Raw genomic sequence first — 17,227 nt, forward strand, 5'->3', positions numbered from 1 at the left:
CTTCAGGTCAGTGCGCAGAGCGCGCCGGATGAGGGGGAATCTCAGCGAGCTCAGTGCACGGATAGAGCCCCTCACCCCGACCCTCTCTCCCGCGAAGGCCGGGGAGAGGGAGGGAGATTTGCATCACTCCTTCGGGCGCATCTTCTCGACTTCGGCGTCACCAGGCAGATAGTCGGCCCCACTGCGATAGACCGAATCGACCATCACGCCTTTGCCGTCCTTCAGCGCGGTCTTGCCGACGAAGGCGCCGAGGGTGGACTGATGATCGATCTTGCGGAAGGTGATGTCGCCGAACGGCGACGGCACTTTCAGCCCTTCCGCCGCGGCAATCAATTTGTCCGGATCGGTCGAGCCGGCCTTGGCGAGAATCGCGGCGGCGGATTTGATGGTCTGATAGCCGACGATGGAGCCAAGACGCGGATAGTCGTTGTACTTGGCCTGGTAGGCTTTCAAGAACGCATCATGCTCCGGCGTCTTGATCGAGTACCAGGGATAGCCGGTAACGATCCAGCCCTCCGGCGTCTCGTCCTTCAGGGGATCGAGATATTCGGGCTCGCCAGTGAGAAAGGACACCACCGCGCGATCCTTGAACAGGCCACGGGTATTGCCTTCGCGCACGAGCTTCACGAGGTCGGCGCCGAACGTGACGTTGAGAATGGCTTCGGGATTGGCGGCAGCGACCGCCTGCACCACGGGACCCGCATCGATCTTGCCCTGCGGCGGCCACTGTTCGTCGACCCACTGAATGTCGGGTCGCTTCTCCGACATCAGCTTCTTGAACACGGCAACTGCGGACTGGCCATATTCATAATTCGGCGCGATCGTCGCCCAGCGCTTCGCGGGCAGTTTCGCGGCCTCCTCCACCAGCATCGCCGCCTGCATGTAATTTGAGGGACGCAGGCGGAAGGTGTAGCGGTTACCCTTGCTCCAGGTGATGGCGTCGGTCAAAGGCTCCGCAGCGAGGAAGAAGACCTTTTTCTGGTTGGCGAAGTCGCTGACCGCAAGACCGATGTTGGAGAGGAATGTGCCCGCGAGCATCGCGACATTCTCGCTGGAAACCAGTTCGTTCGCCGCAGTCTGCGCGTCCGCGGGCTTGCCGCCGTCGTCCTTGGAAATGACGACGAGCTTCTTGCCGTTGATGCCGCCGGCGGCGTTGATCTCCTCAACGGCAAGCTGCCAGCCCTTGCGGTAAGGCTCGGTGAACGCAGGCAGCAGCGAATAGCTGTTGATCTCGCCGATCTTGATTTCAGCCTGCGCCATGGCGCTCGTCGCCATGCCGGCCAAGACCACTGCGAGCCCCGCGCCCAGGAAATAATTGCTACGTCGCATCCCTTGCCTCCACTTTTGAAAAAAAATTAACGCAAGCCATCCTCGCCCTTGATCTCCGCGACCGTCAGTCCGCCGACCCGCGGCAAAGGCCTGCCCGAATCGGTGACGGCAAGCGCGACCATGATCTCATTGGCGCGCGGGGCATCGTTGATCTGGACCTCCATGCCGTCGAAATGGCTGCGCACGAAGGCAGCATCCTTGTGTCCGAGCGGAATGTCGAGCGTCGTGCCCGGCCCGCTGCGCTTCTTGGACGACGGGATGAGAGCGGCCCCCTTGCCCAGAACCTTGCGCACAGGCGCGCCCATCTTGGGATGCAAGATTGCTGCCGCATGCTCGAGTTCACCGTTTTCGCCGACCGCCGCAGCCTTGCCATAGCTGTGCGCCTTCGGCCCGTCGATGCCGAGCGCCGCGACCGCCCGTTTCGCCAGCAACTCGCCGAGTTCCTCGCCAATCGCGATCAGCGGCGACAGGTCCTCGACATAGTGCCCGGCGAAGGGATTTTCGATCACCGCAATGGCAGCGGCACGGCGGGTCGGCGGCGTCACGGCCCTGCCCATCTCAGAATAGGTCTCCTCCACGACGGTGACGATCTTGCGAATGTTGGCGCCCATTTCTTCCGCCTCTCTTCCTCTGCCTCTTTTGCGATCAAGCCAACGCGCGTTCGGCAAGCGCATTCGAATGGCGCTGCACGCCTTTCATTCCGACAATCACGGTCTCGCCGGAGAGGCGGAGCGCCGCGGCTTCGATCAATCCGGCCCCGAGCCATTGTCGCGCGCAAACGACGGCCGCGTCGAGCGCCGTGGCGATCTCGGAAGGCAACAGCGCGCCGACCTCGCGAGTGACAAGGCGCGGGCCGAGATCGCTGTCGGGCTGCAGGCTGTTGGCCGGACGGCGCAGGATTGCGGGATGTCCGGGCAGATCGACCGCATTGGCGATGATGGTGGCGGCGGCATCGGCCTGGGACGCGGTGCGAGCGAACACGGTCACCGCGTCGGCAATGCCGAGCGAAAAGCTGCGGCCATGGCGACCGCTGGTCGCGATACCGCGCGCGCGGTCGCGCGCGTCAATCAGCATCGTCTGCATCACCCCATCGCGGTCCGGCCGATCCATCAGGCCGACGCTGAATTGCTCGCCTTGCGCAAGATGCAGTGCGATGTCGCCGCCATTGTTGACATAGGCGCGATCGAGCCGAGCCGCCGCAAGCATCGCCCCGAGGATTTCCTCGGCGACGCTGCCCGCAACCGCCGCCATCGGCGTGATGAAGCATTCCGCGGCGAAAGGCGCCACCGCCGCATGCATGCGGCGCGCGACCACACCTTGCAGCGGGCAGTGTACGGGATGAGCGGCCTTGCGCAGATCGAACAATTCGGAGCAGAGCTCGTCGAGCAGGCCGGTGAAACGGCGCGCGGCCGCGTCATAGGCTGCGCGAACAGCGCCTCCGCGGCCCTTGGCCTCGATGATCAGATCGATCGGACCGTCCTGCAGATGCAGGCGCCGGCAATCGGCAAGCAGTGCGATCTGCGGCAGCCGTGTCATGCGCGCTGTCCGAGCCACGGGATAGGTCGAATATCCGCACTGTCCTTCAGCGAGCTCAGCGGACGCACATAGTCCATGTGGCCGCCAAGCGCCGCATAATCCGACAGTTTAAGCGTGAACTCGATCGGCGCGACCAGCGCCGGTGTCGGCACATAGCCGAAGGCGCCCGCCGGCATCTGTGTCACGTCGACCATGAAGGTGATGCCGCCGCCCGGCCAGACATAAACGGGCGCCCCACCACTGGTCACGCGCGTCAGCGCATCCTTCACCGAGCGTGTCAGCCGCACCGGATTGTCAGTGACTCCTGCGCGAAGCGAGCCGCCGGCGCCGGCCATGAACAGCACCGTGCACAGCGCGGGCTCGCAATTCTCCTGGATACGCTCCACCGATTGCCGGAGCGCCGCCGGCATCTCCGTCTCGACAGGTTGCAGTGCCTCATTGAGCACGTAGTAGGACGCATGCTCGCCCGTGGTCGAGACCATCAGCATGGTCAGCCCCGGACGCGCCTCCTTGCGATCGAACGGCCCGAGGATCGCGAGCGGATCGGATATGTTGGTGCCGCCCCAGCCGGTGCCGGGATCGGCAACCTGGAAATAGCGGCCCGGCGTCGAGCGGCGGCCCTTCATCTTGATGCCGGTGTCGGCGATATCGAGCAGCTTGCCAGCCTGATGCTCGCTGAGCACGCCGGTGATGTGGTCGTCAACCACGACGACCTCATCGACCTTGCCATGCCATTGCTTGGCGAACATGCCGATGGTCGCCGAGCCGCAGCCGACCCGCATGCGCTCCTCGCGCATATTATTGACCACGGGCGGCTGCCCGGCCTGCACCACCACGGTCGCGCCGCCGTCGATGGTGAGCTCGACCGGCTTGCAGTTGCTCAGGTCCATCAGCGTGTCGCAGGTGACGCGGCCCTCTTTCTTAGAGCCGCCGGTCAGATGATGCACACCGCCAAGCGACAGCATCTGCGAGCCGTATTCGCTGGTCGTGACGTGGCCGACCGCCTCGCCCTGTGCGCGGACCGCCGCCTGCTCGGGACCGAGATAGCGATCGGTGTCGATCTTCACCTTGACGCCGCAATAGCTGAAGATGCCCTCGGTCACGACCGTGACCATATCGACGCCATCGACCTCTGACGACACGATGAAGGGCGCAGGCTTGTAGTCGGGATAGGTGGTGCCCGCGCCGATCGCCGTCACGAAGGTTTCCGGCTGGTGCACGATCTTGCCATCCCAGTCACCCGTGGCCTGGAATGGAACCAGCCGGCCGCCATGCTCGACGGTACGCTCAAGGATGATGTGCGGATCGACGCGGACGAGCTGGCCGTCGTGATTGGCGTAGCGGTCGCAGGCTCCAGCTGCACCGGGCTTGATGTAGCACATCACCGGGCAGGCATCGCAGCGGATCTTGTCGGTGGTGGCGGCGGTCTCAGTCACCATCTCAAAGCCTGCAAAGCGGTTGCGCAACGAACGACAGCTAAACGATGGGCTTATCGTTCGTGTACGAATGATCTTGCGCGCGGTCCGCAACTCTGTCAAGCGGCGCCGCGCGCGGAATCTTGCCCTGCCGAATAATAGCCCAATTGCCTGGCACCGCTGTCCATAAAGCGAGCAAACGCGTGCAGTGCGGGATGCGGGTCTTGCACGTTTGTGTACAAACGATAGTCTCGGAACACGCCTGGCAGGCGCCGGGGTTCGAGTACGATAGGATGATGCCGACGAAGGTCCGCCTGAATGTGAACGGCACGGTGCGCGAAATCGACGCGGCGCCCGACACGCCGCTGCTTTATGTGCTGCGCAACGATCTCGGTCTGAACGGACCCAAGTACGGCTGCGGGCTTGGCGAATGCGGCACCTGCACCGTGCTGATCGACGGCATCGCGGCACGCTCCTGCGTCATTCCGATCGAAGGCTGCGTCGGACGCGACATCGTGACGCTGGAAGGGCTCGGCTCGCGCGAGCATCCCGATGCCGTGCAGCAGGCCTTCATCACCGAGCAGGCCGCGCAATGCGGCTATTGCCTGAACGGCATGATCATGACGACAAAGGCGCTGCTCAACATCAATCCGAATCCGTCGGAGGCGGAGATCGCGCAGGCACTGCAATATAATCTGTGCCGCTGTGGCGCCCATATCGAGATCATGCGCGCGGCCTTGCGTGCCGCCGGCCAGATCGCCGAGGTCGGCGATTGACCTCCACAGCTGACAACGCGGCGGATCGCGCGGAGCGACAGGGATCGCTGTCCGTCGTCCGTCCGGCGGACGCGGATCAAAGCGGCTTCGAGACCTTCATCAAGATCACGGCCGACGGCTCCGTCAGCGCCTATAACGGCCACGTCGATCTCGGCACCGGCATCCGCACCGCGCTCGGCCAGATCGTCGCCGAAGAGCTCGACGTCTCCTTTGCGCGCGTCGTGATCGTGCTCGGCGATACCTCGCGCGTGCCGAACCAGGGCGCGACGATTGCGAGCGAAACGATCCAGATCATCGCCGTTCCCTTGCGCAAGGCCGCGGCGCAGGCGCGGCAGTTCCTGATCTCGCGCGCGGCAGAGCGGCTGGAGCTTCCGATTGCCGATCTGACAATCGAAGACGGCTTGATCCGCGGGCACGACAACCGCAGCGTCAGCTATGGCGAACTGATCGGCGACGAAACCATCCGGCTCGGGCTCGCTGACGACATGCCGGTGAAAGCCGTCGGCAGCTACAGCATTGTCGGGCAATCGGTCCCCCGCGTCGATCTCCCGGCGAAGGCGACCGGCGAACTGGTCTATGTCCATGATGTCCGCGTGCCGGGCATGCTGCATGGCCGGGTGGTGCGCCCGCCCTATGCCGGGGTCGATGCCGGGCCGTTTGTCGGCACCAGCCTCATTGCCGTCGATGAGGCGTCGGTGCGCGATATTCCCGGCCTCATTGCCGTCGTCACATCAGGCGATTTCATCGGCGTGGTCGCCGAGCGCGAGGAAAATGCCATCAAGGCGGCGGCGCGGCTCAAGGTGGAATGGAAGCCCGTTCCCACCCTGCCCGACCTCGACGATCTCGAGACCGCGCTGCGTGCCAATCCGTCGACGCCGCGGACGCTGCTCGACAAGGGCGATGTCGACACGGCAATCGCCGGTGCGGCTAGGCCGATGCGGCGTACCTATACCTGGCCCTATCAGATGCACGCCTCGATGGGGCCGTCCTGCGCGGTGGCGGATTACAGCGAAGGCTGCATCAGGGTGTGGTCGGGCACGCAGAACCCACATGTGCTGCGTAGCGATCTCGCGCAGCTGATGGATCGGCCGGAATCCGCGGTCGAAATCATCCGGCTGGAAGCCGCGGGCTGCTATGGCCGCAATTGCGCCGACGACGTCAGCGCGGACGCGCTGCTGCTATCGCGTGCAGTCGGCCGTCCCGTCCGCGTGCAGCTCACGCGTGAGCAGGAGCACGCCTGGGAGCCCAAGGGCACCGCGCAACTGATCGATGTAAATGGCGGGTTGAACGCCGACGACAGCGTCGCGGCCTACGACTTTGCCACGCGCTATCCGTCGAACGGTGCGCCGACGCTGGCGCTGCTCTTGACCGGCAAGGTTGCGCCGATCCCGGCCGTATTCGAGATGGGCGATCGCACCGCGATCCCGCCCTATGATTACGACAACATGCGCGTCGTGGCGCATGACATGCCGCCGATCGTCCGCGCGTCATGGTTTCGCGGCGTCTCGGCGCTGCCCAACAGCTTCGCACATGAGTCCTATATCGATGAGCTCGCCACGGAGGCCGGTGTCGATCCGATCGAATATCGTCTGCGCTATCTGAAGGACGAGCGCGCGATCGATCTCGTCAATGCCGTCGCCGAACGCGCCGGCTGGACGCCGCGGCCGGTCCGGGAGGAGAAAGAGGGTGACATCGTGCATGGGCGCGGCTTCGCCTATGCGCTCTATGTCCACAGCAAATTCCCGGGCTATGGCGCGGCATGGTCGGCCTGGATCGCCGATGTCGCAGTGAACAAGACAACCGGCGACGTCAGCGTCACGCGGGTGGTGGCGGGGCAGGATTCAGGCTTGATGATCAACCCTGATGGCGTGCGCCACCAGATCCAGGGCAATGTGATCCAGTCGACCAGCCGCGCTCTGATGGAAGAGGTGTCGTTCGAGCGCGGCAAGGTGGCGACCCGGGAATGGGGCGCCTACCCCATCATCAAATTCCCCGAGCTTCCCAGGATCGATGTCCTGATGCTGCCGCGGCAGGATCAACCGCCGCTCGGCGTCGGCGAATCCGCGTCTGTCCCCAGCGCGGCGGCAATCGCAAACGCGATCTTCGACGCGACCGGTGTGCGCTTCCGCGAACCGCCGTTTACGCCGGAACGGATTCTTGAAGGCTTGCGCGGCCAGGCGCCGGCCCGGCAAAAGGCGTTGGCAACGCCGCCGATGCCGAAGCCTTCCAGCATATGGAAAAACCCGTTTGTAAGAAGTCGCGGGGTGTTTGCGACAGTCGGGGCTCTCTGTGCGGCGGTGGTCGGGATCGGTGCCGCGATGCTGCCAGGCCGCGCCATCGCGCCGATCGCGCAGCCGGATGCGTCGGTCTACTCCACCGCGACGATTGCGCGCGGCGCAGAGCTGGCAGCGCTCGGCAATTGCGCGGTGTGCCATACGGCCGCCGACGGCGCGCTGAACGCAGGCGGCCGCGCACTGGAAACGCCGTTCGGCATCATCTACAGCACCAACATCACGCCCGATGTTGCAACCGGCATCGGCGCCTGGTCCCTTCCCGCGTTCGAGCGCGCCATGCGCGAGGGCATCCATCGCGACGGCCGACATCTCTACCCAGCCTTCCCGTACACGCATTTCGCCAAGACCAGTGAAGCCGACCTGCTGGCGCTCTACGCCTATCTGATGGCGCAGGCGCCGGTAAGGGCGACGGCGCCGGAGAATACGCTCGCGTTTCCGTTCAGCGTCCGCCCGCTGCTTGCAGCATGGAATGCACTCTTTCATCAGGCGGAGCCATTCAAACCCAATCCGGCGAAGTCGGAGGCATGGAATCGCGGTGCCTATCTGGTCGAGGCGCTCGGCCATTGCAGCGCCTGCCACTCGCCGCGCAACACGCTCGGTGCTGAGAAGGTCGGTGCCTATCTCGCCGGCGGTCTCGCCGAAGGCTGGGAAGCGCCGCCGCTGACATCGCTCTCGCACGCGCCGATCCCGTGGAGCGAGGACGAGCTCTACGCCTATTTGCGCACCGGTGAATCGCGCTTTCACGGCGTCGCCGCAGGACCGATGGCGCCGATCGTGAAGGATCTTGCGGCACTACCCGATCAGGACATCCGCGCCATGGCCGTCTATCTCGCGTCGTTCGGCGACAAACCGCCCGACACGGTCGCGCAAGATGCGCTCGCAACCAGGCTTGAGCGAGAGACCCGCGTCACGCTCGCCGCTTCCGCCGGCGCACGCCTCTATCAGGGCGCCTGCGCGGTGTGCCACGAAGTCGCTGGGTTGCCGCTGTTCGGCAGCCGGCCATCGCTGGCACTGAACAGCAACCTGCACAGCGCGATACCCGACAATCTGATCCAGGTGATCCTCCACGGCATCGCAAAGCCCGCCTTCGGCGATCTCGGCTATATGCCGGCCTTCAAGGACAGCATGAGCGACGCGCAGGTCGCTGAGCTCGTCTCCTTCCTGCGCCAACAGTTCGCCCCGGACAAGCCGGAATGGGGCGACCTTGCCGGCGCCGTCGGCCGGGTCAGGGCCTCTCGCTGACAAAACAAGCGATGTTCCCCGCCCGTACCCCTTCGGCCGGGGCCGCCGAGCCCTGGCCAGCCTCGGCGAACCAGAAAAAACGAAATATTCAGGAGGCAGGCCGGCAAAATCGCAAGGCCTCTCACCCCTCGCCTACTGGTGACTATCGTCCGGGCACGATAAGTTGACCGGATGACGACGTTTACCGATATTGCGACCCGAACCTACAACCATGGCTGGCGGCTCGACCCGATCGTGCGCAGCCTGCTGGACACCGATTTCTACAAGCTGTTGATGCAACAGATGATCCGGGAATCGTACCCGGAGACAGACACCACCTTCTCGGTGATCAACCGTTCGACCCATGTGAGGCTTGCGGAGGTGATCGACGAGGGCGAACTGCGGGCCCAGCTCGATCATGCCCGCACCATGCGCTTTGCCAAGAAGGAGCTGATCTGGCTTGCCGGCAACACCTTCTACGGCAAGACCCAGATGTTCTCGCCCGATTTCATCAATTGGCTCTCCGCCTTCCAGCTTCCGGAATATGAGCTGCGCAAGGTCGAGGGGCAGTATGAACTGCACTTCCACGGCAAGTGGACCCACACCACCATGTGGGAGATCCCGGCGCTCGCGATCATGAACGAGCTGCGCTCGCGCGCGGCGATGAAGGGGCTCGGCCGGTTTGCGCTCGACGTGCTCTACGCCCGCGCCAAGGCGAAACTGTGGGCCAAGGTGGAGCGGCTGAAGAAGCTCGACAATCTGCGGCTGTCCGATTTCGGCACCCGGCGGCGCCATGGCTTTCTCTGGCAACGCTGGTGTGTCGAGGCCGTCAAGGAAGGCCTCGGCCCCTCCTTCACCGGCACATCCAACGTGCTGCTTGCGATGGACAACGACCTCGAGGCAATCGGAACCAACGCCCATGAGCTGCCGATGGTGGCAGCCGCGCTTGCCGACGACGACACCGAACTGCGCTGGGCGCCCTACCGCATCCTCGATCAGTGGCGACACACCTATGGTGGCAACCTCCTGATCGCACTGCCCGACGCGTTCGGCACCCGCTCCTTCCTGCGCGACGCACCGGAATGGGTCGCCGACTGGACCGGCTTCCGTCCCGACAGCGCACCGCCAATCCAGGCCGGCGAGGAAATCATCAAATGGTGGAAGGAGAAAGGCCGCGATCCCAAGGAGAAGCTGCTGGTGTTCTCCGACGCCATGGATGTCGACTCGATCGAGGAGACGTCCCGCCACTTCAGAGGCCGGGTCAGGCTCAGCTTCGGTTGGGGCACCAACCTCACCAATGATTTTGTTGGCTGCTCGCCGGATCCGTCGGTCAATCTCGACCCGATCTCGATCGTCTGCAAGGTGTCGTCGGTCGACGGACGGCCGGCCGTCAAATTGTCGGACAATCCGGAAAAGGCGACGGGTATTGCGTCCGAGGTCGAGCGTTACTTGCGCGTGTTCGGCAGCGCAGGACGCGTGCGCACGCCGGTGCATGTCTGATCATGCGCTGGTTCACCAAAATACTATAATATTTCCCCCTTTATTTTCTGCTCCCGACCGTTCAAAATTTGAGTTCGACTTGACCGACGCTGCCGTCAAATCTGGTGCGGCTCGAAATGAGCGTCGATCAAAAACAACAATGTTGGTCTTGCCGTCGATCGACAAGGCTCTGGAGGCCGGTGATGAATCTCGAAGGCACGATTGCGCATGGCGCGGCCCAGGACCTCCTCAACGTTGTCCCCACGAGCGCTGTGCTCGGCGCCGAGATACGGGGCATCGACCTGAAATCGCTCGACAATGCGCAGTTTGAAGCTTTCAGACGCGCCTGGCACCAGCATGAAGTGCTGCTGGTGCGCGGCCAGACGCTCAGCGACCAGGACCTCGTTGCCTTCAGCCGCCGCTTCGGCGACCTCGACTGGGCACCAGTGCAGGAGACCGGCCGCCGCTTTGTCGAGGGTCTCCCGGAAATCTACATCGTGTCGAATGTGAAGGTGAATGGCGAGCCGATCGGGAGCCTCGGCTCCGGTGAAGCCGTCTGGCACACCGACATGTCCTATCTCGACGTGCCGCCGATGGCGAGCATGCTTTATGCGCTCGAAATTCCGCCGGCTGGCGGCAACACGTCGTTCTGCAGCATGTATGCGGTTTACGACGCGCTGCCCGCGGAGCTCAGACAGCGCATCGCGACGCTGAAGATCAAGCATGACGGGACCTACAACAGCGGCGGCTACCTGCGCCAGGGCGTCACCGCGACCAACGATCCCCGGACATCGCCCGGCGCCGTGCATCCGCTCGTGTGCACCCATCCCGACACCGGACGCCAAATGCTCTATCTCGGCCGGCGCCGCAACGCCTATCTGCTCGGGCTCGAGCTTTCGGAATCGGAGGCCTTGCTCAACGAACTCTGGCAATATGCCGAGCGGCCGGAATTTTCCTGGGAGCACGTCTGGCAGGTCGGCGATCTCGTGATGTGGGACAACCGCTGCACCATGCACCGGCGCGATCCCTTCGACGACACCGCTCGGCGCATCATGCATCGCACCCAGATCAAGGGCAGCGCGAGGCCGGTGTAATGCGCAAGTTCGGAGCGTCCAACCGGATCCTGCTCCTGCTGTGCTTGATGTACATGATCCTGTACGTCGACAGGGTCAACATCTCCACGGCCGCGCCGCTCATTAGGGCGAACCTTGGCCTGAGCAACACCCAGCTTGGCCTCGCCTTTTCGGCGTTCGCCTATCCTTACGCGCTGTTCCAACTCATCGGCGGCTATTTCGGCGACAAGTTCGGCGCGCGCCGAACGCTCTGCATCAGCGGCGTCATTGTTTGCGTATCGACCGCCGGCACCGGCCTCGTCAACAGCCTCTTGAGCCTGGTCATCGCGCGCGTGGCACTCGGTATCGGCGAAGGCGCCACCTTTCCGACCGCGACCCGTGCCATGTCAACATGGATACCGGAGCGGAATTGGGCTTTTGCCCAGGGCATCACCCATTCCTTTGCGCGGATCGGCAACGCCATGACGCCTCCGCTGATCGCTCTCCTCATTCAGTTCGTATCCTGGCGCGGCTCCTTTGTCGTGCTGGCCTTGGCAAGCCTCTCCTGGGTCGTGGCGTGGACCTGGATTTTTCGCGATGTCCCGACCAGCCCGCCACTGAGCGCGGAGGAATTTGCAACGCTCCCTGCTCGCGGCCGCGGCGGTGCCAAGGAGCCAGTACCCTGGCTCAAGCTGTTCCGGCGCATGCTGCCCGTGACCGCAGTCGACTTTTGCTACGGCTGGACATTGTGGCTGTTCGTCAGCTGGATCCCATCCTTCTTCTACCAAAACTATCATCAGGACCTGCTGCAGACGGCGTTCTATTCCGCCGCCGTTTTCCTCGGCGGCGTGATCGGCGACACGCTGGGCGGCGTGGTGAGCGATCGCATCCTCGTGCGAACGGGCAACCGGGTCACGGCACGGCGCAACGTGATCGTGACGGGGATGCTCGGCGGCTTTGTGTTCCTGCTGCCGGTGATGCTGGTCCACGACATCAACGTGGCTGCGCTATCGCTCGCGGCCGCATTCTTCTCCGTCGAACTCGTGGTCGGGCCGATCTGGGCCGTGCCGATGGACATTGCTCCGAAATATTCGGGCTCCGCGAGCGGCATGATGAATTTCGGCTTTGGCACCGCGGGCATCATCTCGCCGGTCGTGTTCGGCTATCTGGTCGACCGCACCGGAAGCTGGACCTTGCCATTCGCGGGCTCGGTTGGCCTGCTGCTGCTCGGCGCCGCACTCGCTTTCCGCATGCACCCCGACAAGCCGTTCGAGCCGGCACAGCTTGCGTCCGCGCCGGCTTGACCTGCCGATCCGCTATCGTCCCCGTCGCGTATCGCTTCGGCTCGCGGTTGTTCATCGGCCATGGCGGAAGATCTTCGTCTTACCATTTCTCGCCAAAGGGACGGATTTCCATCTCGAACGTCCAGGCGCTCTTGGGCTGCCGGTAGAGTTGCCAATAGGCATCGGCAACCGACGACGGCGGCATCAGCAGATCGGGATCGCCGAGCGCGCTTGGCCCCAAGGCATCGAGCCGCCGCTGCCGCACCCATTCGGTATCGACGCCGGAGTCAATGATCAGGTGGGCGACGTGGATGTTCCTTGGCCCAAGTTCGCGCGCCATCGATTGCGCCACCGCGCGCAGGCCGAACTTGGCGCTGGCAAAGGCGGCATAGCCGATGCCGCCACGCAAGGAGGCGGTCGCGCCGGTGAAGAAGATGTTGCCGTTGCCCCGCGGCAGCATCAGCCGCGCCGCCTCGCGTCCGGCAAGAAAGCCCGAATAGCAGGCCATCTCCCAGACCTTGCGAAATACGCGCTCGGTGGTATCGAGGATCGGGAAATTTACATTGGCGCCGATGTTGAAGACGCAGACCTCCAGCGGCGCTTGCTTATCGGCGTCACCGAGGAACGCGATAATCTCCTCCTCCTTGCGCGCATCAAGCGAGCGCGCATGGATCTCTCCGCCTGTGCCTTCGATCGCCTTGACCAGCGGCTCGAGCTTGGCGCCATTGCGGCGGCCGGCGAAGATCGAGAACCCCTCGGCGGCGAACTTCCTGGCGATCTCGGCGCCGATATAGTCACCGGCTCCGATCACGGCTGCGCTTGCGTTTCGCTTCTGCACGGCGCTCCTCCCGAGATTGGACGAAGCCTCTTCTTTGTCGGAGGCTCAGTGGTTCGGATTGTCTAAAGCATGATCCGGAAAAGTGTGTAGCGGTTTTCCGAAAAGATCATGCTCAATCAAAGACCTAAAGCGCGATGACGATTCAACCAAATCCCATCGCGCCTTAGGCACCCTTGGTCTGCTCAACGATGGATTCCTCGACGTCGCGGAGCTGGTCCTTGCCGAAGAACATCTCCTTGCCGACAAAGAAGGTCGGCGAGCCGAACGCGCCGCGGTTGACTGCATCGCTCGTCAGCTCCAGAAGCCGCTTCTTCACGTCGTCCTGCTGCGCGCGGGTGATCAGCAAGTCGGCGTCGAGGCCCGACGCCTGGAACGCCGCGCGGAACACGTCGGGATCGTCCATCTTCTTCGGCTCCTCCCACATGTGATGGAAGCCTGCGCGGACATAGGGTTCGAAGACCCCCTCGAACTGCGCCGCGACCGCGCCACGCATCAGCATCAACGTGTTGACTGGAAAGAACGGGTTCTGCCTGAAGGACGTGACATTGTGGCGGCGGATGAAGCGGGCCATCTCGACCATCATGTACTCGCGCTTGTTCTTGATCCCGCGCAGCGACTCCGCCGGCGACACATTGCCGGTGGCCTTGAAGATGCCGCCAAGCAGCACTGGCACATAGTCGAACTTCACAGCCGTCCGACGCTCGATCTGCGGGATGACGAGATCCGAAAGATAAGCGTTGGGACTACCGAAATCGAACAGAAATTCCACTTTGACGGGCTTTGCCACCGGCGTCTCCTTGCGATCCATCCCATAACCGTTTGTACGTCGTATCGCGACCTGACGCACTTACCAAAAGCCTTCTGCTTTCTTTAAAGTTCTGAATTTGAACTGTCAATTTGCTCACCGTCATTCCCGGAGCGGCGCGGTCGCGATCTCCGTTCGGTCAAGGATTGGCGCGCCCGTGGCGTTTTGGGAATTGGCAGACAATCGATCGATCTGGTCACGCTCCGTAAACTACCCTCCTTAAGACAATCTTCCCGCCTGCGCATTAGCTTGCAGGCTCCACTTGCACGATCCATTTTGATTTTCGAATTTCGGAACGGCCGATGGCTGCGCGTCGCACACAAGAAACTCGCCAGCGCAAGACGCGGGGAACGGCGGCCCTGCTGTCCCTGAGCCAGAGCGCGCTCGATGGCATGTCCGAGGGCGTTTGCATCTATGACGCCGAAAACCGTATCGTGCTGCTCAATCGGCGCTATCTTGAACTGTTCAACATGTCGCCTGACGTGATCAGGCCCGGCATCAGCTATGCGGAGGTACTGACGCACAGTGCTTCGCTTGGCAACTTGCCGCCCGAAAGCCTCGACGGCCTGATCTGCCAGCGCCACGCGTTGCTCGCCTCACGCGAACCTTTCCGCGTGGAGCAGATACTGCCGAGCGGCGTGGTGATGACGCTCGACATCCGCCCGCTGCCGGATGGCGGCTGGATCACCGTTTGCGACGACGTCACCCACCGTGCCAGGCTCGAGAAGGCGCTGCGCGACCAGACCGAGCGCATCGAGCATGCGTTCGCCCACATGTCGCACGGGATCACCATGTTCGACGCCAATGAGCGCCTGATCTTCTGCAACCGCCAGTATCTCGATGTCTATGGGCTCGATGCCGATCTCGTTAGGCCCGGCGTCACGCATCGGCAGGTGATCGCGCACTGGGTTGCCTGCGGTAATGCGCCTGGCACGTCCGCGCTCGATCTCTACGAAAGGCGCATGAGAGAGATCCGCAGCGGCGGCACCCGCCCGGCCTTTCTCACCCGCGCCGACGGCCGTGTGATCCAGGCGATCTCCAAGCTGACGGCCGACGGCGGTTGGGTCAGCGCCTGCGAAGACGTGACCGAGCGGTTGCGCGCGGAGGAGGCGCTGAAACAGCAGAACCTCCTGTTCGATGCGGCACTCGAGAACATGTCGCACGGACTGTGCGTCTACGACAAGGACATGCGGCTTCTGGTCTGTAACAACAACTACCTGAAGATCTATCGGCTGACGCCTGAGCAGGCAACGCCGGGTACGCATCTCCGCGATCTTCTCCGCGCCGTGACGCGCAACGGTGTCTATCCAGCGGATTTCGCCATCGACGACCTGTTGGAGGATCTGCGCCGCTGTCTTTCGGAGATGAACGAACTCGCGTTGCATCGACGCATGGTCGACGGGCGGCTGCTCGCGGTGCGCTACCGCCCGCTGCGCGACGGCAGTTTCGTCTGCACCTATGACGACATTACCGAGCGCGAGCGCGCGCATGATGAGCTGAGCGAGCAGTATCGCCGCTTCGATGCAGCGCTCAACAACATGACGCAAGGCCTTGTCATGCTTGACCGCCAGCTGCGCATCATCGTCTGCAACCAGCGCTATATCGAGATGTACCGCTTGTCCCCGGAGATCGTGAAACCCGGGGTGGCGATGCGCGACGTCATGAAGCATAGCTGTGCGCTCGGCAATCATCCCGCGACCACGGCCGAGCATCTCTACAACGACTATTTCGAGCGGCTCAGCAAGGGCGGGCAGCAGCATACGCTGCACCGCCACCTCGGCGACGGGCGTATCATCAAGCTTACGCATCGTCCGATGGAGCAAGGCGGCTGGGTCATCACTTACGAGGACGTGACCGAGCGTCGCAAGGCCGAGGCGCGTGTCGCACATATGGCGCAACACGATGCGCTGACCGACCTGTCGAACCGCGTCCTGTTCCGCGACAAGATGGCCGATGGCCTGTCCGAGGTTGCAGCCCACGGCGGCGAGATGGCGGTGCTGTGCCTCGACCTCGACAATTTCAAGACGGTCAATGACCGGCTCGGCCACGCAGTCGGCGACAAATTGCTGCGCTGGGTGGCTGCGCGCCTGCGCGAATGCGCCGACCCCGGCGACACCGTAGCCCGCCTCGGCGGCGACGAGTTCGCGATCCTGCAGCGCGGACCGCAGCCGCAGTCCGCCGAGCGGCTCGCCAGCCGCCTTGTCGAGATCATCGGCCACCCACCGCCGATGGAAAACCACATCATCCACACCGGTGTCAGCGTCGGCATCGCGATCGCGCCCGATCATGGCCTTGATCCCGACGAGCTGATGAAGTGCGCCGACCTTGCGCTCTATCAGGCCAAGGCGCGGGGACGCGGCGTCTATCAGCTGTTTCATCCCGAAATGGAAGCGCACGCGCGCTCGCGCCATACGCTGGAGATGGAGCTGCGCCAAGCGCTGGAGGCCGGCGAGTTTCATCTCGTGTTCCAGCCACAGATACGCCTGGGCACCAGCGAGCTGACCGGCTTCGAGGCGCTGTTACGCTGGAACAGCGCTACGCGTGGTCCGATATCACCGGCCGATTTCATCCCGATCGCAGAAGAGACCGGGCTGATTGTGCCGATCGGGGAATGGGTGCTGCGAACGGCCTGCGCGACTGCGGCCAAATGGCCGAGCCATGTCAGGATCGCGGTCAACCTGTCGCCGGTGCAATTCCGCGCTCGCGGTCTTGTCGCCATGGTCACCAGCGCAATGGCGGCCGCCGGCATTGACCCAAGGCGGCTGGAGCTCGAGGTCACCGAGACCGCGCTGCTCGAGGACGACGAGGCAAACGTCGCCATCCTGCACCAGCTGCGCAAGCTCGGTGTTCGGGTCAGTCTGGACGATTTCGGCGTCGGCTACTCCGCGCTCGGCTATTTGCGGAAATTCCCCTTCGACATGATCAAGATCGACCGCTCCTTTGTCGGGACGCTCGGCTTTTCCCATGAAAGCGCCGCGATCGTTCGCACCATTGCGAGCCTGGGAGCCAATCTCGGTGTCGAGACCACGGCGGAGGGTGTCGAGACCGCCGAGCAGCTCGAGCTCGTCCGCGAGGCCGGCTGCACCGCCGTGCAGGGCTTCTATTTCAGCAGGCCGTGCTCAGCCGCGGATGTCGGCCGCCTGATCGAGCAGTTGAACCCAATGCATCGGGTGGCGTAAGCGGGGCCCTTCGCGTTCGG

General features: G+C 63.6%; 12 protein-coding genes. 6 read left to right on the forward strand and 6 right to left on the reverse strand.

Annotated elements, in window-relative coordinates; genetic code table 11:
• Positions 1 to 123: 123 nt before the first annotated feature.
• The 4 genes from A3AI_RS0127180 to A3AI_RS0127195 are packed head-to-tail and all read right to left on the reverse strand — an operon-like array spanning position 124 to position 4,304.
• The gene (locus A3AI_RS0127180) at positions 124 to 1,329 is read right to left on the reverse strand and encodes an ABC transporter substrate-binding protein (RefSeq protein ID WP_024518616.1); all 1,206 of its coding nucleotides are present in this window, start codon (positions 1,327 to 1,329) and stop codon (positions 124 to 126) included.
• Positions 1,330 to 1,355: 26 nt separating this feature from the next.
• Positions 1,356 to 1,940, reverse strand: a complete 585-nt coding sequence (locus tag A3AI_RS0127185) for an amino acid synthesis family protein (RefSeq protein ID WP_024518617.1) — start codon at positions 1,938 to 1,940, stop codon at positions 1,356 to 1,358.
• A 34-nt stretch (positions 1,941 to 1,974) separates the two neighbouring features.
• Positions 1,975 to 2,865 carry a UPF0280 family protein gene (locus A3AI_RS0127190; RefSeq protein ID WP_024518618.1) on the reverse strand — a complete coding sequence of 297 codons (891 nt, stop codon included), beginning with the start codon at positions 2,863 to 2,865 and terminating at the stop codon, positions 1,975 to 1,977.
• A complete protein-coding gene (locus A3AI_RS0127195) occupies positions 2,862 to 4,304 on the reverse strand; it encodes a 6-hydroxynicotinate reductase (RefSeq protein WP_024518619.1) in 1,443 nt (480 codons plus the stop codon). Before A3AI_RS0127195 ends, A3AI_RS0127190 begins: the two co-directional genes overlap by 4 nt.
• Positions 4,305 to 4,573: 269 nt before the next feature.
• On the opposite strand from A3AI_RS0127195, the gene A3AI_RS0127200 reads away from it, so the two are divergent.
• The 5 genes from A3AI_RS0127200 (at position 4,574) to A3AI_RS43475 (ending at position 12,406) form a co-directional block, all read left to right on the forward strand.
• Entirely contained in the window at positions 4,574 to 5,056 is a 483-nt protein-coding gene (locus A3AI_RS0127200; protein ID WP_024518620.1) for a (2Fe-2S)-binding protein, read from the forward strand.
• Positions 5,053 to 8,592, forward strand: coding sequence for a molybdopterin cofactor-binding domain-containing protein (locus A3AI_RS0127205; protein WP_024518621.1), 3,540 nt, complete (start codon positions 5,053 to 5,055; stop codon positions 8,590 to 8,592). The genes A3AI_RS0127200 and A3AI_RS0127205 overlap by 4 nt, the downstream gene beginning before the upstream one ends.
• Before the next feature lie 171 nt (positions 8,593 to 8,763).
• On the forward strand, positions 8,764 to 10,071 hold the full coding sequence (pncB, locus tag A3AI_RS0127210) for a nicotinate phosphoribosyltransferase (protein ID WP_024518622.1): 1,308 nt from the start codon (positions 8,764 to 8,766) through the stop codon (positions 10,069 to 10,071).
• 182 nt (positions 10,072 to 10,253) lie between these two features.
• Positions 10,254 to 11,144: a TauD/TfdA dioxygenase family protein gene (locus tag A3AI_RS0127215; protein WP_024518623.1), complete on the forward strand. Its 891-nt coding sequence runs from the start codon at positions 10,254 to 10,256 to the stop codon at positions 11,142 to 11,144.
• Positions 11,144 to 12,406: an MFS transporter gene (locus tag A3AI_RS43475; protein ID WP_036049689.1), complete on the forward strand. Its 1,263-nt coding sequence runs from the start codon at positions 11,144 to 11,146 to the stop codon at positions 12,404 to 12,406. Before A3AI_RS0127215 ends, A3AI_RS43475 begins: the two co-directional genes overlap by 1 nt.
• 79 nt (positions 12,407 to 12,485) lie before the next feature.
• On the opposite strand, the gene A3AI_RS0127225 is transcribed toward A3AI_RS43475, so the two are convergent.
• Positions 12,486 to 13,223: an SDR family oxidoreductase gene (locus tag A3AI_RS0127225; RefSeq protein WP_024518624.1), complete on the reverse strand. Its 738-nt coding sequence runs from the start codon at positions 13,221 to 13,223 to the stop codon at positions 12,486 to 12,488.
• Positions 13,224 to 13,386: 163 nt separating this feature from the next.
• Positions 13,387 to 14,031, reverse strand: coding sequence for a 2-hydroxychromene-2-carboxylate isomerase (locus tag A3AI_RS0127230; RefSeq protein ID WP_051382502.1), 645 nt, complete (start codon positions 14,029 to 14,031; stop codon positions 13,387 to 13,389).
• Between the two features lie 299 nt (positions 14,032 to 14,330).
• On the opposite strand from A3AI_RS0127230, the gene A3AI_RS0127235 reads away from it, so the two are divergent.
• A complete protein-coding gene (locus tag A3AI_RS0127235; protein ID WP_024518626.1) occupies positions 14,331 to 17,207 on the forward strand; it encodes a PAS-domain containing protein in 2,877 nt (958 codons plus the stop codon).
• Positions 17,208 to 17,227: the final 20 nt, after the last annotated feature.

Origin of the sequence: Bradyrhizobium sp. Tv2a-2, assembly GCF_000472425.1 — a bacterium.
GTDB lineage: Bacteria > Pseudomonadota > Alphaproteobacteria > Rhizobiales > Xanthobacteraceae > Bradyrhizobium.